The organism is Rhizobium sp. A37_96 (genome assembly GCF_053521765.1).
Map to the genome: position 1 here is coordinate 1 of NZ_JBNWDS010000010.1, position 20,404 is coordinate 20,404.

Below are 20,404 nucleotides of genomic sequence, written 5' to 3' on the forward strand. Positions count from 1 at the left end.
GAACCAGCAATCAGCATCGCAGCCAATCCAGGAAACACCAGAGCGAAGGACTTCGTCGCCAGCAGCGCCGCCGCCCTCGTCAGTGATCGGGCTTATAGACCCCCCAACCCGATATAGTCAACACCGCCTCTGTAAAAATTCTGACATTTTTGTAACTAACTGGTTTTAATAGGTTATTTGTAAGGAACAGGGAAAAGAGAGGAAAATGTACCGGATTGGATATGTTTTCCGGATTCATTTTACGCTTTTCGCAGGAATCGTCCTGATTGCCTCCCCAAACCAGCACAAATCGCGTCGCCCGCGCAGGTGCCCGGCCTCTCATTGCCAGCAAAACGCCCAGGACCTAATAGAGATCAAACGAACAGGGGAAGCGAAGCATGTTGTTTCTTCATAGGGAACGGGCGCAAACGGGTTTGCCATACGAGCCCGACACCCCTCTATATAAAGCGATACGGAGCCAGCAGGCGTGACATATAAAGTGCCTCCATTGCCGGAGCTTCCGGTCTCGCATGTGCTTGGCGATATCGGCACTGCACTTTCCGGCCACGGGCGTGCGGTGCTGTCCGCGCCGCCCGGCGCCGGCAAGACGACGCTGGTGCCGCTTTATCTCCTGGGGCAGGAATGGCGCGGCGACGGCCGGATCATTCTTCTGGAGCCGCGACGGCTGGCGGCAAGGGCGGCTGCCGCCCGCATGGCCTCACTGCTCGGCGAACAGGTGGGCGATACGGTGGGCTACCGCATGCGCCTCGACAACCGTATCTCCTCCAAAACCCGCATCGAGGTGGTGACGGAAGGCGTGTTCGCGCGGATGATCCTCGACGACCCCGAACTCTCCGGCATTTCCACCGTCATCTTCGACGAATTCCACGAGCGCTCGCTGGATGCGGATTTCGGTCTGGCGCTGGCGCTGGACGTGCAGTCGGCGCTGCGGGAGGATCTGCGCATCCTCGTCATGTCGGCGACGCTGGACGTGGAGCGGGTCGCGGCCCTGCTCGGCCATCCGCCCGTCATCGAAAGCATGGGCCGCAGCTTTCCGATCGATATCCGCCATCAGGATCGGCCAGCGGGCGAACGCATCGAGGATACGGTGACGCGGGCGATCCTCGATGCACATGCGAAAGAAGAAGGCTCGATCCTCGCCTTCCTGCCGGGACAGGCGGAAATCACCCGGACAGCGGAACGGCTGGACGGCCGGTTCGGACCGAAGACGATGATCACGCCGCTTTATGGCAATCTCGGCCAGAAGGAGCAGGACGCGGCGATCCGGCCCGCGCCGCAGGGCACCCGCAAGATCGTGCTTGCCACCTCGATCGCCGAAACCTCCATCACCATAGACGGCGTGCGGATCGTCATCGACAGCGGCCTGCAGCGCCTGCCGGTGTTCGAGGCTTCGACCGGTATCACGCGGCTCGAGACGGTGCGCGTATCGCGCGCCTCGGCGGACCAGCGCGCCGGCCGCGCCGGGCGGACCGAACCGGGCATCGCCGTCCGCCTGTGGCACTCGGGTCAGACGGCGGCGCTCCCCGCCTTTACGCCGCCGCAGATCCTTTCCAGCGACCTTTCGGGCCTCGCGCTCGATCTCGCCCATTGGGGCGTGCAGGATCCGGCGACGCTTGCCTTCGTCGACCAACCGCCGGCGACGACGCTTGCCGAGGCGCGCGCCCTGCTGCGTCAGCTGGGAGCGCTCGACGCGGAAAACGGGCTGGCGACGCATGGCCGGCTGATGCGCGAGCTTGCCTTGCCGCCACGACTGGCGGCGATGGTGATTTCAGCCGCCGAATTCGGCCAGGCGCGCGAGGCCGCCTTGCTGGCCGTGCTTTTGACGGAACAGGGGCTCGGCGGTCAGAGCATCGATCTCGAAGAGCGGCTGCGACGCTTCAAGACGGAGAAGGGTGAACGGGCGGAAGCGGCGCGCCGGCTCGCCGGGAGGCTCACCTCGGCGGCTGGCGGTAAAGCAAGTGCCGCCGCCGCGCCGCCTTCTCTGGCCGGCTCGCTGCTGCTGCACGCCTTTCCCGACCGGATCGCCTTGCAGCGCGGCGGACGCGGACGCTTCGTCATGGCCAACGGGCGCGGCGCGGAACTAGCCGAAACCGAGCGGCTTGCCGGCTCGCAGATGCTTGTCATTGCCGACCTGACCGGCCGGGCGGCGCAGGCGCGCATCCTGGCCGCGGCGGAGATTTCCCGCGCCGATGTCGAGGAGCATTTGCCGGGCGAGATCCGCACCGAAGACCAGAGCTTTTTCGACAGGGCGAGCGGTCAGGTGCGCGCAAGGCGGGCGACGCGGCTCGGCGCCATCATCTTCGAGGAAACACCCCTGCCGCGCCCCTCCGGCGCGCAGGCGGCAAAGGCGCTGGCCGACGGCATCCGCGAACTCGGGATCGAGGTGCTGCCTTTTTCGAAGGAGGCGGCGCAGCTGCGCGACAGGATCGGCTTCCTATACAGGACGATCGGCGAGCCCTGGCCCGACATGGGCGACGAGGCCCTGCTTGCCCGGCTCGACGACTGGTTCACGCCGTTTCAGATCGACGCGCGCGGCCTTTCCGACATTTCCGCCGGCGGGCTTTCCAACGGGCTGATGTCCCTGGTGCCGCATGAGCTGCAGCGCGATCTCGCGCGGATGGCACCGACGCATTTCGAAGCGCCCACCGGCCAGCGCCATCCCATTCAATATGACGGCGAGGAACCCCTGCTGACCATTCGCGTGCAGGAGCTGTTCGGGCTGAAGCAGCATCCGGCCGTCGGCGGCGGCCGCTTGCCGCTGGTGCTGGAGCTGACATCGCCGGCCCACCGTCCGATCCAGACGACGCGCGACCTGCCCGGCTTCTGGGCAGGATCGTGGAAGGATGTGCGCGCCGACATGCGCGGGCGCTACCCGAGGCATCCCTGGCCGGAAGACCCGGCCGATGCACTGCCGACGACACGCGCCAAGCCAAGGGGGACCTGACGATGGCACGCTTCTTCCGAGGACTGGAAAAACTGTCCGAGGCCGAAATGAAGGCGCAGGACGACCACCATACCAGCCGGCGGCTGCGGCTGCAGACATTGGTGCGCCTGCGCTGGCTTGCGGTCGGCGGCCAGACGGTGACGGTCATGATCGTCGCCTTCTGGCTGAAATTCCCCATGCCGCTGCTGCCCTGCTGCGTGCTGATCGCCTGCCTTGCCTGGATCAACTTCTTCCTGACGCTGCGCTATCCGCCGACCCATCGGCTGGAACCTCCGGCGGCCTTTGCCCTGCTCGGCCTGGACCTGCTGCAGCTCTGCGGGCTGCTGCTGATTACAGGCGGCCTCGCCAATCCATTTTCGGCGCTGGTCTGCGTGCCTGTCATCATCTCCTTTGCCTCGCAGCCGATCCGCTACAGCATGCCGCTGATCCTGCTGGCGATGATCTGCATCACCGGGTTGGCCTTCTCGCCGTTCCCCTTGCCCTGGTACGAAGGCGTCGCCGTGAACGTGCATAGCGTCATGCAGCTCGGCGTCTGGTGCTCCATCGCCTCCACCATGGCCTTTGCCGCCTTCTACGCCTATCGCGTCTCCATGGAGGCTTCGCAGCTTGCGGACGCCCTGTCTGCGACGGAACTGGTGCTGCAGCGGGAAAAGCACCTGTCGCAGCTGGACGGGCTGGCGGCGGCGGCCGCGCACGAACTCGGCACGCCGCTTGCCACCATCAGCGTGGTCGCCAAGGAAATGGAACGGGAACTTCGCGAGGACGACCGTTTCCGCGAGGACGTGGCGCTGCTGCGCAGCCAGAGCGAGCGCTGCCGTGACATCCTCAGGCGGCTGACGACGCTCTCCTCGGAGGACGAGGCCCATATGCGGCGGCTGACGCTGTCTTCCATGATGGAAGAGATCATCGCGCCGCATCGCGAGTTCGGGATCGCGCTGGAGCTGATCGAAAAAAGCCCGCGCGCCGGCGAGCCGGTGTTGAACCGCAATGCCGGCATCATGTACGGCCTTGGCAACCTCATCGAAAACGCGGTGGACTATGCCCGCAAGACGGTGACCATCACCGTGGAGTACACTGCCGACACGCTCACCATAGTCATCGAGGACGATGGGAGCGGCTATTCGCCGGAAATCCTGGCGCGGATCGGCGAGCCCTATGTCACCTCGCGCCAGCGTGACGACACGGCAGGCGGCCTCGGGCTCGGCCTCTTCATTGCCAAGACGCTGCTCGAACGATCCGGCGCGGCACTTTCCTTCGGCAATCGCGATCCGGAGACGCCCGGCGCGCGCGTCCGCGTCGAATGGCCGCGCGTGTTGATCGACAGTAATTCGACAAAATGATTTTCACGGCTTAAAACAGCGATCGTCAAAAATCGGTAGAATATGCAGGCGGATGGTCGCCGGGATAGAAGATAAAATGACGGATAAAGACAGCATTGCCCCGCAGACCGGGGCCAAGGACGACGCGGCCCATATCGGCCCGGATGCCACATTGCTGATCGTCGATGACGACGGCCCCTTTCTGCGCCGGCTGGCGCGCGCCATGGAAACGCGCGGCTTTGACGTCGAGACGGCGGAATCGGTGGCGGAAGGCGTTGCCAAATCCAAGGCGACCCCGCCGAAATATGCCGTGGTCGACCTTCGCCTGGGCGACGGCAACGGATTGGATGTGATCGAGGCGATCCGCCAGCGGCGCGACGACACGCATATCGTGGTGCTGACGGGTTACGGAAACATCGCGACGGCGGTGACGGCCGTCAAGCTCGGCGCGCTCGACTATCTCGCGAAGCCCGCCGACGCCGACGACGTCTATGCCGCGCTGACGCAGCGCCCCGGCGAAAAGGCGGAAGTGCCGGAAAACCCGATGTCGGCCGATCGCGTGCGCTGGGAGCACATCCAGCGTGTTTACGAGATGTGCGAGCGCAACGTTTCCGAGACGGCCCGCCGGCTCAACATGCACCGCCGCACGCTGCAGCGCATCCTCGCCAAGCGCGCGCCGAAATAGAGCAATTCCAGGAAAAGTGTGCAGCGGTTTTCCGTCCGGAATTGCGCCGGAGACTCACTGACCTATTCGGAAGCGAAGGACTTGCCCGTCGCCCACTCGGCCAAAAGCAGCCGCTGGGCGGCGACGCGCGCGAAATTCAGCGTCACCGATTTGCGCGTCGCGGGCGGCAGGCGATGCTCCGGCGCCTCACGGATCATGTGAGCGCCATAGCCATCGGACAAAAACAGCCCGCACTCCTCCGGAAAGATGTCGAGCGGCACATCCTTGTGGGTCGCGAAGAACAGCCGGTCGCAATGCTGGCGGTATTCCGGCCATTTGCGGTCGACGCGGAAATCCTCGATCGAGGTCTTGATCTCGATGATCCAGATTTCCCCCTTTTCCGACAGCGTGATGAGGTCGGCGCGACGGCCGCTGGCAAGCGGCAGTTCCGGCAGCACGGCGTGACGCATTTCATGCAGTAACAACTGCACGCCCTTGCGCACAAGCATGGCTCGCTCCGACTGCCTGCCATCTATTAACGGATTGTTATTGTAAACGTTCAAAATCGTCATGAATTGTCTCGGGGACAGGCCCGGCGTTGTTGCAAAAAAACCATGTCCTTCTAATTTGCGCGCCGGCGCTATTTTTGTAGGGCCAGAGCAGCTTGCAAAGCCAAGTTTAATGGAAAATAAACTTTAGACAAAGATGGTTGATAGCCATCCGTTCCCCGCCACGAAAATTCAAGAGACTTCCATGCGCATCCGTAATGCTATGACCGCACTCGGCCTTGTCGCAATGCTCGCATCGGCTGGCTATGCCACCACCGCCGCAGCAGCGCCGGCCGCAACCGCAAATTCGGCCACCGAGACCATCAAGACGTTCGATGGCGACTACGGTGTGACCAGCGACAACGGCTTTCAGCTGCCGGCGATTCCGATCCAGAAGGTGAAACCGCAGTTCCGCCGTCAGATCGTCGAATACAAGACGGATGAGGCCGAAGGCACGATCATCGTCAACACGCGCGAGCGTCATCTCTATTACATCCTCGGCAATGGCGAAGCGATGCGCTACGGCATCGGCGTCGGCAAGCAGGGCTTCTCCTGGTCCGGCACCGCCTATGTCGCCTGGAAGCAGGAATGGCCGAATTGGCATCCGCCGAAGGAAATGGCTGTCCGCCGTCCGGAAATCGCCAAGTATGTCGATGGCGGCATGAACCCGGGCCTTTCCAACCCGCTCGGCGCGCGCGCCATGTATCTCTACAACGAAAAGGGCCAGGACACGCTGTTCCGCCTGCACGGTACGCCGGAATGGGCTTCGATCGGCACCGCTGCCTCCTCGGGCTGCATCCGCCTGATCAATCAGGACGTGATCGATCTCTACAGCCGCGTTCTTCCGGGCCGCAGCACCAAGGTCATCGTGATCCAGTAATCGCTGGCTACTTGAATTGAACGAAAAGGCCGCCGGATATCGATCCGGCGGCCTTTTTGTTTTTGAAGAATTGGGGATCGATCCTATGCTGTCCCACCCGCCCTCGTCCTTCGAGGCTCCGCCTTTGGCTGCGCGCCTCAGGATGAGGGCTGATCTTTCCCCTGGCCGCAAGACTCTCTCCACCTCATCCTGAGGAGCCTTGCCGTCGAAGCGTCAGCGCAGACGACAAGGCCTCGAAGGATCGAGATGGCCTTAGATGGAGAAGACGACTCAGCCCGCCTGCCTTGCCTTCAGTTCGATGCGGCGGCGATGGAGGACCGGTTCGGTGTAGCCGTTCGGCTGCTCGCGCCCCTTGAGCACGAGATCGAGCGCTGCCTGGAAGGCGATCGAGCCGTCGAAATCGCCCGACATGGCGATATAGTGGGGATCATCCGCATTCTGCTGATCGACCACCGCGGCCATGCGCTTCATCGTCTCGATAATCTGCGCTTCGGTGATGACCTTGTGGTGCAACCAGTTCGCCATGTGCTGCGCCGAGATGCGCAAGGTGGCGCGATCTTCCATGAGGCCGACATTGTTGATGTCGGGCACCTTGGAGCAGCCAACGCCCTGATCGACCCAGCGCACGACGTAGCCGAGAATGCCCTGGCTGTTGTTGTCGATCTCGCGCTGGATTTCCTCCGGCGTCCAGTTGGGTCGCGAGGCGACCGGCACGGACAGAATATCGGAGAGCCTGGCGCGGCCACGGCTCTTCAGGCTCTTTTGCACGTCGGCGACGTTGACGCGGTGATAGTGCGTGGCATGCAGCGTTGCCGCCGTCGGAGACGGCACCCAGGCGGTGTTGGCGCCGGCCTTGGGGTGAGCGATCTTCTGCTCGAGCATGGCCGCCATCAGGTCCGGCATGGCCCACATGCCCTTGCCGATCTGGGCATGGCCGGACAGGCCGCATTCCAGGCCGATATCGACATTCCAGTTTTCGTAAGCCCCGATCCAGGCCGCCTGCTTCATGTCGCCCTTACGGATCATCGGGCCGGCTTCCATCGAGGTATGGATCTCGTCGCCGGTGCGATCGAGGAAGCCGGTGTTGATGAAGACGACGCGCTCGCGGGCGGCGCGGATGGCTTCCTTGAGGTTGACCGTCGTGCGGCGCTCCTCGTCCATGATGCCCATCTTGATGGTGTTGCGCGGCATGCCGAGCAGGTCTTCGACGCGCGAGAAGATATCGACCGCGAAGGCGACCTCTTCGGGACCGTGCATCTTCGGCTTGACCACATACATGGAGCCGGTGCGCGAGTTTTTCCGGCGGCCGTTCGGGCCGATATCGTAGAGCGCGATCAGGCCGGTGATTGCGGCATCCATGATGCCTTCCGGCACCTCGTTGCCGTCCCGATCGAGAATGGCCGGATTGGTCATCAGGTGACCGACATTGCGCACCAGCATCAGGGAGCGGCAATGCAGATCGAAGGTGCCGCCATCCGGCGCGGTATAGGTGACATCGGGGTTGAGCCGGCGCGTGAAGGTCTTGCCGCCCTTGGCGACTTCCTCGGTGAGATCGCCCTTCATCAGGCCGAGCCAGTTGCGGTAGACCTCGGCCTTGTCCTCGGCATCGACGGCGGCGATGGAATCCTCGCAATCCATGATCGTCGTGATCGCCGATTCCAGGCGGACGTCGGAAATGCCGGCCGGGTCGGTCTTGCCGATGGCGGTGCTCGCGTCGATGACGACTTCGATATGGATGCCGTTCTGCTTCAGCAGGATGTGCGTCGGAGCGGCTGCATCGCCCAGATAACCGGCAAAATGGCTGGCGTCCGCCAACTTGACGGCACCGCTCCCGGCGGCAATCGCCAGCGCACCATCCTTCACGGCAAGGCCGGTGACATCCTTCCAGCTCGCACCATCGAGCGGCACGGTGGAATCGAGAAAGTCGCGGACCCAGGCAATGACCTTTTCGCCGCGCTTGGGATTATATCCCTTGCCCTTCTCGGCGCCATCGGTCTCGGGAATGGCATCGGTGCCGTAGAGGGCGTCGTAAAGCGATCCCCAGCGGGCATTGGCCGCGTTCAGGGCATAGCGGGCGTTCATGACGGGAACGACGAGCTGCGGGCCGGCAATCTCCGATATTTCGGGATCGACATTCGCCGTCGAAATCGTAAAGGCCGGGCCTTCGGGCACGATATAGCCGATGTCGCGGAGGAAAGCCTCGTAGGCGGCGAGATCGACGGGGGCGCCGTTCTTGCGATACCAGTCGTCGAGCGCTACCTGCATCTTGTCGCGCTTGGCCAGCAGCTCGCGATTCCTGGGTGCAAGGTCGTGGACAATCTTGGAAAAACCGGCAAAGAAGGTATCAGGATCGACACCCGAACCCGGAAGGGCCTCCTTGACGAGGAAATCGTACAGTACCGGTTCGATCTGAAGCCCGTTTTTCTCAATGCGGCTCATGCCAAATACTCCTCAAGGCCGTGTTACGGCTCAATTTTCATATGCTGCCACTTTGCTGACGGTTTCGCTTTCCGTCAATTTGGAAATAATTCGAAAGATTTATGCCTTCCTGGAAACAATCAGTCCGCAGCGATTCGCGGACGACCGCTGGCGGTCGCTATGAACCGTGCTTCGATCAGCTTGCGACTGCCCTCGACCTCCGGCGCATCCACCTGCTCGTCCACCGCCACGACAAGATCGACCGCGCCGTTCAACCGCGCCTGCGCCATCGCGGCTTCTACGGCGCGCGAACGGGCGTCGGCAAAGCTTCGGTCCTCGTCGGTAAAGCGCAGGCTCTCACCGGCGCCGTTCAGGATATAGATGCCGTCCTCCGGCATGGTGACGAAGACGATGGCGCTGGCCCGCACCTGGCCGACCACCGCACCCACGGCATTGGCGACATCCGAATCGGTGGGAATGGCGCTTTCGGTCGCCAGCATTTCCGCGATCGCGGGATAATAGACCGGGGCGGAAGCGCCGAGCCCGACAAGCGGGCGGTCGAGCGAAATGGCGAAACGGGCGATCCCCGGGGCGCGGCGAAGAGCACGGTCGATGGAGGTCGAGCGGGCGGGATCCAGATCGGCAACGCCATCCTCGGCAAGGCAGGCGGCCAGAATGACATCGGCGGACTGGCGGGTGAGGCGATCGACGATCTTCTGCGCGAGTTCCTCGACCGATGAGGCGATAGCTCGTCCGGAGCCATCCTTCAGCCGCATGGCCAGGGCCAGCCCGAGGCGGGCCGCCGGTTCGTTCCACTGGCTCTGCCTGCCAAGCACATGCATGGCATCGGAGGGCGTCAGGCCGCTCAGATGCACGAGGCCGCGCGCCACCAGCCGATCCAGCGTCGCTTTCTGCGATGTCATCGTCAGAAGCTTGTCGAGCGCCACGGGAACCGCGCCGATCCTGTCGAACAGTGCCTGTTCGGGCGCCGTAAGACCGCTCGCCAGATGGTCCGGTACGCCGGTGCGCAGGGCGAAACGGCCGGCATTGCGGGCCAGATGCGACGCCCGCAACTGCTGCTCCAGCACCTCGAGCACCGCCTCGCCATGCATATGGGCAGCGAGGCTGAGCGGCAACAGGCGGCGAGGTCCGAGCTCGAAAGCGGCGACAAGGCCGCGATCATTGATCTTCACCTCGGAATCGCCGCCGAGGCCATAGGTGCGCATGGCGACGGCCTCGACCATGGTTCGATAGCCCCCGACCACCGCGCCGTCCGCATCCAGCCGCGGCCGGCCATCCTCCATGACGGCAACGTCGGTCGTGGTGCCGCCAATGTCGGAAACCACCGCATCGTCGAGACCTGTAAGATAGCGCGCGCCGACAAGACTTGCGGCCGGGCCCGACAGAATGGTCTCGATCGGCCGAAGCTTGGCCTCGGCGGCGGAAATCAGGGCACCATCGCCGCGAACCACCATCATCGGCGCGGAGATGCCGCGCGCCGCCAGAAACCCTTCGCAGGCGCCGACGAGGCGGTCGATCATCGAGACGAGGCGGGCATTGAGCAGCGTCGTCAAGGCGCGGCGCGGCCCGCCCAGCTTGGAGGAAAGCTCGTGGCTGCAGGTGACGGGCAGGTGCGAGAGTTCGCGGATATAATCGCGCACCCTGATTTCATGAGCCGGATTCCGCACGGCAAAATAGCCGGCGACGGCGAAGGAGGAGACCGTCTTCGCCAGTTCCGGCAACGCCTCGCGCAACGCCGTGAGATCGAGCGGATTTTCGTTGCCGTGGACATTGTGGCCGCCGGGAAGGAACAGCACGGGATCGGAGCCGAGCGCTTCCGCAAGACCGTCACGCTTGAGATCGTCCGGCCCGAAGCCGATCATGATCAAGCCGGCGCGGCCGCCCTGCCCTTCCACCAGCGCGTTCGTGGCGAGCGTGGTCGACAGCGATACGAGGCCGATCGCCGAGACGGGAATTTGAGTTTTGGCAATGACGGCATCGACGGCACCGGCAATGCCGACGGCCAGATCGTGCCGCGTGGTCAGCGATTTCGCCTTGGCGATCACGCCATCGGTTTCATGGAAGAGAACGGCATCGGTATAGGTTCCACCCGTATCGATGCCGAGCAGGAAATGAGAGATCACGAAAATATCCAGCTCTTGAACGGAATGTGATGCCGTTATTGCACCCTTGCGGCCTGAGCCGCTAGCTGGCAAGCGGCAAAAACAGTCTTACCGCCGTGTCACCAGCATCGGCAATCCGCCGCGCGGCTGTGTCGTCAGCTTCTGGACCGGCCAGGGATCGGTTTCGTCCGTCAGGTCGAAGCGGAAGCGACGCATCATGACGGCAAGGGCGATGACAGCTTCCTGAAGCGCGAAAATGGCGCCGATGCAGACGCGCGGGCCCCCGCCAAAGGGCAGATACTGGAAGCGGTTGATCTTGCCCCGGTTCTCCGGAAGAAAGCGCTCCGGCATGAAGGCGCGCGGCTTGTCCCAATAGAGTTCGTGGCGGTGCAGCGTCCACGGCATGATGAGGACGGTGATCCCCTTGGGGATCGTCACGCGCTCGCCCTTGGCGCTCGTCCATTCGTCATCGGCAATCGCGGCGCGATTGATCGACGGCGCCGGCGGATAAAGGCGCATCGCCTCCTCGAAGGCGGCGCGGACGTGCGGCATCAGGTCGAGCCAGGCGACCGGCTCCGCATCGCTTGCCAGCACCCGGTCGATTTCCTCTTCCATGGCTTGGCGAATATGCGGGCTGTTGGCGACGCAATAAAGCGTCCAGGCCAGCGCGCGGGCGGTCGTCTCATGGCCGGCGCCAATGAAGGTGAGGATATTGTCCTCGATCTCCTCCATGGTCAGCCCATCTGGGCCGGCCTTCTCCAGAAGCAGCGTCAGGAAATCGTCCGGGGCGCTCGCGCGATCCTTGCGCATCTTTTCCAGGCGCAGGTCCATGGTATTGCGCACGATGCCGCGGAATTTGTCGAGCATGCGCTGGCCGCCGATGCGGGTGACGCGCGGCACCCAGGCGGGCGCGCGCAGGAGATCCATGGGATCGACCCGGCCCATGCGGTGCAGCAGCTCGTTGACATCGTCGGCGAAATGCTCGCCTTCGGTGACGATCTCGCCTGAGAACAACGTCTCCGCCAGGATGGCGAAGGTCATCTCGGTCATGTCAGCGGCGATATCGAACACCGCGCCTTCGCTGCCGGCCTGCTCGTATTTATGCAGATATTCCAGGCTCTGGCTCAGCATCTGGCCGGCAAAGCCCTGGGCATGACGCGGCGTGAACACCGGTGCGACCGCCTTGCGCGAGCGCTTCCAGACGGGGCCTTCCGCCGTCAGCAGTCCGTCGCGCAGGATGGGCCGGAGCACGAGCTGGCGGATATCGGCCATGCGGTAGTTGGCGGCGTTGTCGACCAGAACATGCTTGATCAGGCCGGGATCGTTGACGATCAGCGTCTGTTCGCTGAAGAACTTCGCCTTGATCCACGGCAGCGTATAGGAAGGCTCGCCCCAGAGTTCGAGCGGATTGCGCAGGATGGTTTTGATGATCGTCCAGCGCGACGGGGGGATGGTGCGCGGAATCGGCGCCGGCGGAGAGAAGGCTTCCGGAATCATGTCCATGAGATCAACTCTCCTCGAAGACCGGGCCGTTGCCCGATCGACACGACCGGAACGGCGCACCCATCCGATATGGGGAACGCCGCGCGCGAAATCCAGACGATAAAACGTCGCGTCAGATGCCTAAAGCAGCGACTTCAGGTCGCTCAGCTTGTCGTTGATGAGCCAGCCGTAGTAATTTTCCTCCGGCCACACCGGCTGCGAGGCGCCCCTGTTCCTGGCGGCAAGGGCGGCGGCGCGCTTGCGGGAATTGCCGAGATTGTAGAGCGTCGCGGTGATACCGGGGTTGCCGGAAATATCCATGCCGGCGATCGAGCGATAGTCGTCGATCGACTTGCGGATCGATGCCGCGACGAAGGCCAGCGACAGATCGGGATCCATGATCGCCTTGTAGACGCCGCCGGCATCCTTTTCGTCCAGCTTCGCAATGCCCGAGGTGCGGCTGACCAGATCGGAAAGTTCCAGCGCCGTCAGCGGATTGACCTGACCGAGACCGAAGGTCTGGCCGGCATAGAAAGGCTGGAAGAAAACCGCGCTGAAGCGATTGTCGGGATAGGATTTGCCGCCGACCGTCTTGCCGCGGAAATCGTCTTCCCAGACATCTTCGCGGCAGGTCCACAGGGCGTAGGAATCGCCCTTGCCCTTACAGGCGTCGAATTGCGGCCGCGCGACGAAATCGTCGACGTTTTCGCCGTCATAGGCAAAGCGGAAGCTCTGGCCGGCATAGGATGCGGCCTTGACGTAGTAGGATTGCAGGCCGTCATAGGCATCGACATTGTAGGTATGCTCGCCGACGAGCGCGCCGATGATATGGATCGGATCGATACCGTAAGCGCGTGCCGTCGATTTGATCTTCGACATCAGTCGCGTGTCCGTTGCCAGCAGCTCGCGGACCTTCTGGTACTTGCGATCGAAGGTCGAATTCGTGCCGCGCGTGCGCCGGACGGAGGCGCCGGGAACCGGCGGCTGCTCGGCATTGCGGTTGCCAGGAGGCACCGCGGTTGCCGCGTCCGCATGAGCTGGGATCCAGGAGAAGCTGGCGACCGCCAGAAGAGCAATGATCAGTATACGTCGCAAGATGGCTGTCCTGTCGAAGTTTCAACCGATGTTTCCGTGCGGCTGCCTGACGGATAATCTTGGCCGAATAAAGCCATCCGACACAAAGAAACGGGCCCCTAACTAAAAAGTTAACGGCCCGCTGTCGAGTGTTTACTGTTTTAAATCGCCTGAGACCGCCTGCTACAGAATGAAGCGGGACAGGTCGGTGTTGCTGGCGAGGTCGCCGACATGTTCGCGGACATAGGCGGCATCGATGGTCACCGATGCGCCGGCGCGATCCGACGCGTTGTAGGAAATGTCGTCAAGCACGCGCTCCATGACCGTCTGCAGGCGACGGGCGCCGATATTCTCGACGGTGGAGTTCAGGTGCACGGCGACATCGGCGAGAGCGTCGATGGCATCGTCGGTGAAGTCGAGCTTCAGGTCTTCCGTTTCCATGAGCGCCCTGTACTGGCGGATAAGGCTCGCTTCCGGCTCCGTCAGGATGCGGCGGAAGTCCTCCTTGGTCAGCGGACGGAGCTCGACACGGATCGGCAGGCGGCCCTGCAGTTCCGGCAGAAGATCCGAGGGCTTGGCGACATGGAAGGCACCGGAGGCGATGAAGAGGATGTGGTCCGTCTTGACCGGGCCGTACTTCGTCGAAACCGTGGTGCCTTCGACCAGCGGCAGCAGGTCGCGCTGCACGCCCTCGCGGGAGACGCCGGCGCCGACACCGCCGTCGCGGGCGGCGATCTTATCGATCTCGTCGAGGAAGACGATGCCGTCGTTTTCAGCCGAGCGCACGGCTTCGCGCTGGATCGCCTCATTGTCGATCAGCTTGTCGGATTCATCGCGGATCAGCTCCTTGTAGGACTCCTTGACCGTCGTGCGCACCTTCTTCGTGCGGCCGCCCATAGCCTTGCCGAACATTTCGGAGAGGTTGAGCACACCGATATTGGCACCGGGCATGCCGGGGATCTCGAAGCCGCCGGGCATGCCGGAACCGGTATCGGCCACTTCGATATCGATTTCCTTGTCGTCGAGCTGGCCGTCGCGCAGCTTCTTGCGGAAGCTGTCGCGCGTTGCCGGCGATGCTGTCGCGCCGACCAGCGCATCGAGCACGCGCTCCTCGGCGCTCATATGCGCCTTTGCCTGCACCTCGGCGCGCTTCTTTTCGCGCACCAGGCCGATGCCGACCTCGACGAGGTCACGGACGATCTGCTCGACGTCGCGGCCGACATAGCCGACTTCGGTGAACTTCGTGGCTTCGACCTTTATGAAGGGCGCGCCGGCCAGCTTGGCGAGACGGCGGGAGATTTCCGTCTTGCCGACGCCGGTCGGGCCGATCATCAGGATGTTCTTGGGCATGACTTCATCACGCAGCTCGGGTTCGAGCTGCTGCCGGCGCCAGCGATTGCGCAGGGCGATCGCCACCGCGCGCTTGGCCTCATGCTGGCCGACAATATAACGATCGAGCTCGGAAACGATCTCGCGGGGGGAAAAAGTGGTCATTTCGCATGTTCCCTGTCAGGGCTAGAAACTATCAAGAGAGGAACGTTTCAGGCTTCGGCATCGAGCGTTTCCACAATCACATTGTGATTGGTGTAGACGCAGATGTCGGCGGCGATATCGAGGGCGCGGTGGGCGACTTCCTCGGCGGATTTGTCGCTGTCCATCAGCGCGCGTGCTGCGGCGAGCGCGAAATTGCCGCCGGAGCCGATCGCCATGGCGCCATGTTCGGGCTCGAGCACATCGCCGTTGCCGGTGATGGCGAGCGTCACGTTCTTATCGGCAACCAGCATCATGGCTTCGAGGTTGCGCAGATATTTGTCCGTGCGCCAGTCCTTGGCGAGCTCGACGGCTGCGCGCATCAGCTGGCCGGGATATTGTTCGAGCTTCTTTTCAAGGCGCTCGAGCAGCGTGAAGGCATCGGCGGTCGCGCCGGCGAAACCGGCGATGACATCGCCCTTGCCGATGCGGCGAACCTTGCGAGCATTGCCCTTCATTACGGTCTGGCCAAGGCTGACCTGGCCATCACCAGCCATCACGACCTTGCCGTTCTTGCGAATAGTCACGATTGTCGTCATTTAACACCTGTTTGCCCCCGTTTCGGCGGGCTTTCTGCCGGGCCGCGTTTCGGCCCCGTCAGCACCTATGTAAGAGGGCTTTTGACGATTGCAAATGCCAGCTACGGCGGATCGATGCGGAGCAGCCGGCTAAAGGCGGGCGGTTGCGCGTAACTTCTGGATATTTCCCGATACGCCTGATAAGGAACCCCCCGTATTCCGATGGAGCAGCCCATGGCAGAGACTACAGCGAGCCGCACGGCAAGCGTTTCCCGCAAGACCAACGAGACTTCCGTCTCCGTTTCCGTCAACATCGACGGCAGCGGCAAGTCGACGATTTCGACCGGCGTCGGCTTCTTCGACCATATGCTGGAACAGCTGTCGCGACATTCGCTGATCGACATGGAGATCGACACCAAGGGCGACCTGCATGTCGACGACCATCATGCGGTCGAAGATACCGGCATTGCCATCGGCCAGGCCATTGCCAAGGCGCTCGGCGACCGGCGCGGCATCACCCGCTATGCTTCTATCGACCTTGCCATGGACGAGACGATGACCAAGGCGGCCGTCGATCTTTCCGGTCGGCCGTTCCTCGTCTGGAACGTCAGTTTCAGCGCGCCGAAGATCGGCACATTCGATACCGAACTGGTGCGCGAATTCTTCCAGGCGCTCGCGCAGAATGCCGGCATCACGCTGCATATCCTCAACCATTATGGCGCCAACAATCACCATATAGCCGAGACATGCTTCAAGGCCGTTGCGCGCGCATTGCGCACCGCAACCGAGATCGATCCGCGGCAGGCAGGCCGGGTGCCCTCGACGAAAGGCACGCTCGCCTGAGCCCCGAACTGGGGAATTGAGGAAATGGCAAGCTATCTGATTTTGACTCCGCCCGGAGCGCCGAACCGATCCGCAGTATCGGATCGGTATCGCGACGAAACCCGCTTCATCCGCGACGGCTTTTCCTGGAAAGCCTTTGTGTTTCCGGCCCTGTGGATGCTTTACCACCGCCTCTGGCTCCACGCGGCAGCTGCCATCCTGTTGCAGGGCCTGGCTGTGGAACTGATACGTCAACCGGGCTTTTTCGCGGCCGGCGCCGCCATCCTGCTCGCTGTCCATGTTCTTGCGGCGCTCGAGGGACGGCATGCGCTCAGCCAGCGGCTGATCGACCGTGGCTGGACAGTGGAAAATCTCGTCTCGGCGCATGATCTGGCGACGGCGGAGCAAATCCACTTCTCCGAAGTCGAGCAAGAGCCGCAACAGAATATCCATTCGAAAAATTGGGATATCTCGGCCACCGATACGAATACCAGCCGCTCAGGCCAGAGCTTCGGCCTGCCCGGCTATGATGGAGGACGCTGACGATGCGCGTCGCGATTATCGACTATGGTTCCGGCAATCTGCGCTCGGCCACCAAGGCTTTCGAACGGGCTGCCCGCGAGGCAGGCATCGCCGCGGAGATCGACCTGACTGACGATGCCGAGCGGGTTGCCGCGGCGGACCGCATCGTGCTTCCCGGCGTCGGCGCCTACGCCGATTGCCGCCGCGGGCTCGATGCCGTTGCCGGCATGGCAGAAGCGGTGATCGATGTCGTGGAGCACAAAGGCCGCCCCTTCCTCGGCATCTGCGTCGGCATGCAGCTGATGTCCTCGCGCGGGCTGGAAAAGACGATCACTCAAGGGTTTGGCTGGATCAAGGGCGATGTCAAGGAGATGACGCCGAGCGATCCAAGCTTGAAGATCCCGCAGATCGGCTGGAACACGCTGGATATCCGCCATCCGCACGCGCTGTTCGACGGCATACCCACAGGGCCGGACGGGCTTCATGCCTATTTCGTCCATTCCTACCATCTGGCCGCCGAACACAGCGACGATGTGATCGCCACCACAAGCTATGGCGGCCCGATGACCGCCTTCGTCGGCCGCGACAACATCGCCGGTGCGCAATTCCATCCGGAAAAGAGCCAGAAACTCGGCCTCGCCCTGATCGCCAATTTCCTGCGCTGGAAGCCGTAAGGCTCGCGCTCCAAGGACAGACATCATGATTCTCTTCCCCGCTATCGACCTAAAAGACGGCCAATGCGTGCGCCTCAAGCTCGGCGACATGGAGCAGGCGACCGTCTACAATCCCGATCCCGGCGCCCAGGCGAAGGCCTTTGAAGATCAAGGCTTCGAGTGGCTGCATGTCGTCGATCTCAACGGCGCCTTCGCCGGCGAGACGGTCAACGGCGCTGCGGTCGACGCCATCCTCAAGGCGACGAAGAACCCGGTTCAGCTCGGCGGCGGCATCCGCACGCTCGACCATATGGAAAATTGGCTGTCGCGCGGGCTTGCCCGCGTCATCCTCGGCACGGTCGCGGTGCGCGATCCGGCGCTGGTCGTCGAAGCCTGCCGGAGATATCCGGGGCACATTGCCGTCGGCATCGACGCCAAGGGCGGCAAGGTGGCGGTCGAGGGCTGGGCAGAAGCCTCCGAACTCGGCGTCATCGAACTCGCGAAACAATTCGAGGGCGCCGGCGTCGCCGCGATCATCTACACCGATATCGACCGCGACGGCATCCTCACCGGCATCAACTGGGCCTCGACGCTGGAACTGGCCGAGGCCGTTTCCATTCCCGTCATCGCCTCGGGCGGGCTGGCCTCGCTCGACGATATCAAGCGCATGATCCAGCCGGACGCCCGCAAACTGGAGGGTGCGATTTCCGGCCGTGCGCTCTATGATGGCCGCATCGACCCCAAGGAAGCACTGGCGCTGATCAAGCAGGCCAGGGAGGCAGCGCAATGACCCTGAAAGCCCGCGTCATCCCCTGCCTGGACGTCAAGGACGGCCGCGTCGTCAAGGGCGTCAACTTCCTCAATCTCGTCGATGCCGGCGATCCGGTCGAGGCGGCCAAGGCCTATGACGCCGCCGGCGCCGACGAGCTCTGCTTCCTCGACATCACCGCCTCTTCCGACAATCGCGACACCATTTTCGACGTGGTGGCCCGCACCGCCGAACAATGCTTCATGCCGGTCACGGTCGGCGGCGGCGTGCGCACCATCGCCGACATTCGCAAGCTGCTGCTGTGCGGCGCCGACAAGGTGTCGATCAATTCGGCGGCGGTGAACAATCCGGATTTCGTGGCCGAGGCGGCCGACAAGTTCGGCAACCAGTGCATCGTCGTCTCCATCGACGCCAAGCGGCGGCGGACCGAGGCGCTCGGCGGCGACAATATGAGCGCCTGGGAAATCTATACCCATGGCGGCCGCAACGCGACGGGCATCGATGCCGTCGATTTCGCCCGCAAGATGGTCGAACGCGGCGCCGGCGAGCTGCTCGTCACCTCGATGGACCGCGACGGCACCAAGGTCGGCTACGACCTGGAGCTGACGCGGGCGATCGCCGATGCGGTGCGCGTTCCCGTCATCGCCTCGGGCGGCGTCGGCGATCTCGACGATCTCGTCGCCGGCATCAATGAAGGCCATGCGACGGCGGTGCTTGCCGCCTCGATCTTCCACTTCGGCACCTATTCGGTGGGCGAAGCAAAGCGCTACATGGCAGAGCGCGGCATTCCGATGCGGCTGGATTAGGAGGCAGCGTACCGATGAGCGGATTTACCCTTTCCGACCTCGAACGAATCGTCGAGGAGCGCTCCAAGGCTTCGCCGGAGGAATCCTGGACCGCCAAGCTTTTTGCCGCCGGCCAGCCGAAAGCGGCAAAGAAACTGGGCGAAGAGGCAATCGAGGCCGTCATGGCCGCGGTTGCAAACGATCGCGACAACCTCACCTATGAGGCCGCCGATCTGCTATATCATCTTTTGGTCGTATTGAAGATTGCCGGCATTCCGTTGCAGAATGTCATGGGTGAGCTCGAAAGGCGCACCGTCCAATCCGGCCTCCAAGAGAAGGCCAGCCGGTAAAAACGCGATGACGATAGCGACCAAGACCCCGCCCGCACCCGAGACGCTCGATATTTTTGAGGCGAAAGCCTATTCGCCCTATTATTTCTTCTCCTCGGAAGAATGGGCGAAATTCCGTGCCGACACTCCCCTGACACTGACCGCCGACGAAGTGACGCGGCTGCGCTCGATGGGCGACCCCATCGATCTCGACGAGGTCCGGCGCATCTATCTCTCCTTGTCGCGGCTGCTGTCCTCGCATGTGGAATCCTCGCAGATCCTCTTCGAGCAGCGCAACCGCTTCCTGAGCCTCTCCAATGTCGCCAAGACGCCTTTCGTCATCGGCATTGCCGGCTCGGTCGCGGTCGGCAAATCCACCACGGCCCGCATCCTGAAGGAATTGCTGCGCCGCTGGCCGTCGAGCCCGAAGGTCGATCTCGTCACCACGGACGGCTTTCTCTACCCGAACGCCGAGCTGCAGCGCCGCAACCTGATGCAGCGCAAGGGCTTTCCGGAGAGCTACGACACCGCGGCGCTGCTGCGTTTCCTCTCGGCGATCAAGGCCGGGCAGCCGAACGTGCAGGCGCCATCCTACTCGCACCTCGTCTATGACGTGCTGCCGAACGAATTCAAGACGGTCGACCGGCCGGATATCCTGATCTTCGAAGGCATCAACGTGCTGCAGTCGCGGCATCTGCCAGCGGACGGCAAGATCGTGCCGATGGTTTCGGATTTCTTCGACTTCTCGATCTATATCGATGCCGACGAGCCGCTCATCCACAACTGGTATGTCGCCCGCTTCATGCGGCTGCGCGAGACCGCTTTCCGCGACCCCAACTCCTTCTTCCACCGCTACGCCTCGATCAGCGAGCAGGAAGCGCTGGCGATCGCCGAGGGGCTCTGGAAGAACATCAACCTGAAGAACCTGCGCCAGAACATTCTGCCGACGCGCCCACGCGCCGACCTCATTCTGCAGAAGGGCAAGAACCATCTGATCGAGCAGGTTGCGCTGAGGAAGCTCTGA

Annotated in this window: 18 protein-coding genes; 11 read left to right on the forward strand and 7 right to left on the reverse strand. The window is 63.0% G+C overall.

What is annotated here, in order from left to right:
• Positions 1-478 precede the first annotated feature (478 nt).
• The 3 genes from hrpB (at position 479) to ACQZ6J_RS22230 (ending at position 4,948) form a co-directional block, all read left to right on the forward strand.
• A complete protein-coding gene (hrpB, locus tag ACQZ6J_RS22220) occupies positions 479-2,944 on the forward strand; it encodes an ATP-dependent helicase HrpB (RefSeq protein ID WP_449085763.1) in 2,466 nt (821 codons plus the stop codon).
• Positions 2,945-2,991: 47 nt separating this feature from the next.
• Positions 2,992-4,284 (forward strand): ActS/PrrB/RegB family redox-sensitive histidine kinase, encoded by a 1,293-nt coding sequence (locus tag ACQZ6J_RS22225; protein WP_449085764.1) that lies wholly within the window; start codon positions 2,992-2,994, stop codon positions 4,282-4,284.
• A gap of 76 nt (positions 4,285-4,360) precedes the next feature.
• Entirely contained in the window at positions 4,361-4,948 is a 588-nt protein-coding gene (locus ACQZ6J_RS22230; RefSeq protein WP_163993226.1) for an ActR/PrrA/RegA family redox response regulator transcription factor, read from the forward strand.
• A gap of 62 nt (positions 4,949-5,010) precedes the next feature.
• On the opposite strand, the gene ACQZ6J_RS22235 is transcribed toward ACQZ6J_RS22230, so the two are convergent.
• Entirely contained in the window at positions 5,011-5,499 is a 489-nt protein-coding gene (locus ACQZ6J_RS22235; RefSeq protein ID WP_449085654.1) for an MmcB family DNA repair protein, read from the reverse strand.
• A gap of 181 nt (positions 5,500-5,680) precedes the next feature.
• Between ACQZ6J_RS22235 and ACQZ6J_RS22240 the strand changes: the two genes are divergently transcribed.
• Positions 5,681-6,355, forward strand: coding sequence for a L,D-transpeptidase (locus ACQZ6J_RS22240; RefSeq protein WP_112803917.1), 675 nt, complete (start codon positions 5,681-5,683; stop codon positions 6,353-6,355).
• Positions 6,356-6,625: 270 nt separating this feature from the next.
• On the opposite strand, the gene ACQZ6J_RS22245 is transcribed toward ACQZ6J_RS22240, so the two are convergent.
• From ACQZ6J_RS22245 to hslV, 6 genes are all read right to left on the reverse strand, one after another.
• Positions 6,626-8,794 carry a malate synthase G gene (locus ACQZ6J_RS22245; RefSeq protein WP_449085655.1) on the reverse strand — a complete coding sequence of 723 codons (2,169 nt, stop codon included), beginning with the start codon at positions 8,792-8,794 and terminating at the stop codon, positions 6,626-6,628.
• Positions 8,795-8,913: 119 nt separating this feature from the next.
• Positions 8,914-10,917, reverse strand: a complete 2,004-nt coding sequence (locus ACQZ6J_RS22250; RefSeq protein ID WP_449085656.1) for a hydantoinase/oxoprolinase N-terminal domain-containing protein — start codon at positions 10,915-10,917, stop codon at positions 8,914-8,916.
• 87 nt (positions 10,918-11,004) lie between these two features.
• Positions 11,005-12,399 (reverse strand): cytochrome P450, encoded by a 1,395-nt coding sequence (locus ACQZ6J_RS22255; protein WP_449085657.1) that lies wholly within the window; start codon positions 12,397-12,399, stop codon positions 11,005-11,007.
• Between the two features lie 120 nt (positions 12,400-12,519).
• Positions 12,520-13,473 (reverse strand): DUF1402 family protein, encoded by a 954-nt coding sequence (locus ACQZ6J_RS22260; protein WP_163993237.1) that lies wholly within the window; start codon positions 13,471-13,473, stop codon positions 12,520-12,522.
• A 162-nt stretch (positions 13,474-13,635) separates the two neighbouring features.
• Positions 13,636-14,946 (reverse strand): ATP-dependent protease ATPase subunit HslU, encoded by a 1,311-nt coding sequence (gene hslU / locus ACQZ6J_RS22265; protein ID WP_163993238.1) that lies wholly within the window; start codon positions 14,944-14,946, stop codon positions 13,636-13,638.
• A 47-nt stretch (positions 14,947-14,993) separates the two neighbouring features.
• The gene (gene hslV, locus ACQZ6J_RS22270; RefSeq protein WP_163993240.1) at positions 14,994-15,521 is read right to left on the reverse strand and encodes an ATP-dependent protease subunit HslV; all 528 of its coding nucleotides are present in this window, start codon (positions 15,519-15,521) and stop codon (positions 14,994-14,996) included.
• Positions 15,522-15,734: 213 nt separating this feature from the next.
• On the opposite strand from hslV, the gene hisB reads away from it, so the two are divergent.
• From hisB to coaA, 7 genes are read left to right on the forward strand one after another with little or no spacing between them, the layout of a single operon-like run.
• The gene (gene hisB, locus ACQZ6J_RS22275; RefSeq protein ID WP_113393055.1) at positions 15,735-16,343 is read left to right on the forward strand and encodes an imidazoleglycerol-phosphate dehydratase HisB; all 609 of its coding nucleotides are present in this window, start codon (positions 15,735-15,737) and stop codon (positions 16,341-16,343) included.
• A 24-nt stretch (positions 16,344-16,367) separates the two neighbouring features.
• Complete coding sequence (locus ACQZ6J_RS22280; RefSeq protein ID WP_449085658.1) at positions 16,368-16,865, forward strand: DUF2628 domain-containing protein; 498 nt, start codon at positions 16,368-16,370, stop codon at positions 16,863-16,865.
• Between the two features lie 2 nt (positions 16,866-16,867).
• Positions 16,868-17,518 (forward strand): imidazole glycerol phosphate synthase subunit HisH, encoded by a 651-nt coding sequence (gene hisH / locus ACQZ6J_RS22285; protein ID WP_449085659.1) that lies wholly within the window; start codon positions 16,868-16,870, stop codon positions 17,516-17,518.
• A gap of 25 nt (positions 17,519-17,543) precedes the next feature.
• Positions 17,544-18,287 carry a 1-(5-phosphoribosyl)-5-[(5-phosphoribosylamino)methylideneamino]imidazole-4-carboxamide isomerase gene (gene hisA, locus ACQZ6J_RS22290; RefSeq protein ID WP_449085660.1) on the forward strand — a complete coding sequence of 248 codons (744 nt, stop codon included), beginning with the start codon at positions 17,544-17,546 and terminating at the stop codon, positions 18,285-18,287.
• Complete coding sequence (gene hisF, locus ACQZ6J_RS22295; RefSeq protein ID WP_449085661.1) at positions 18,284-19,072, forward strand: imidazole glycerol phosphate synthase subunit HisF; 789 nt, start codon at positions 18,284-18,286, stop codon at positions 19,070-19,072. Before hisA ends, hisF begins: the two co-directional genes overlap by 4 nt.
• 14 nt (positions 19,073-19,086) lie before the next feature.
• Entirely contained in the window at positions 19,087-19,401 is a 315-nt protein-coding gene (locus tag ACQZ6J_RS22300; protein ID WP_113372150.1) for a phosphoribosyl-ATP diphosphatase, read from the forward strand.
• Positions 19,402-19,408: 7 nt separating this feature from the next.
• Positions 19,409-20,404 carry a type I pantothenate kinase gene (gene coaA / locus ACQZ6J_RS22305; RefSeq protein WP_163993251.1) on the forward strand — a complete coding sequence of 332 codons (996 nt, stop codon included), beginning with the start codon at positions 19,409-19,411 and terminating at the stop codon, positions 20,402-20,404.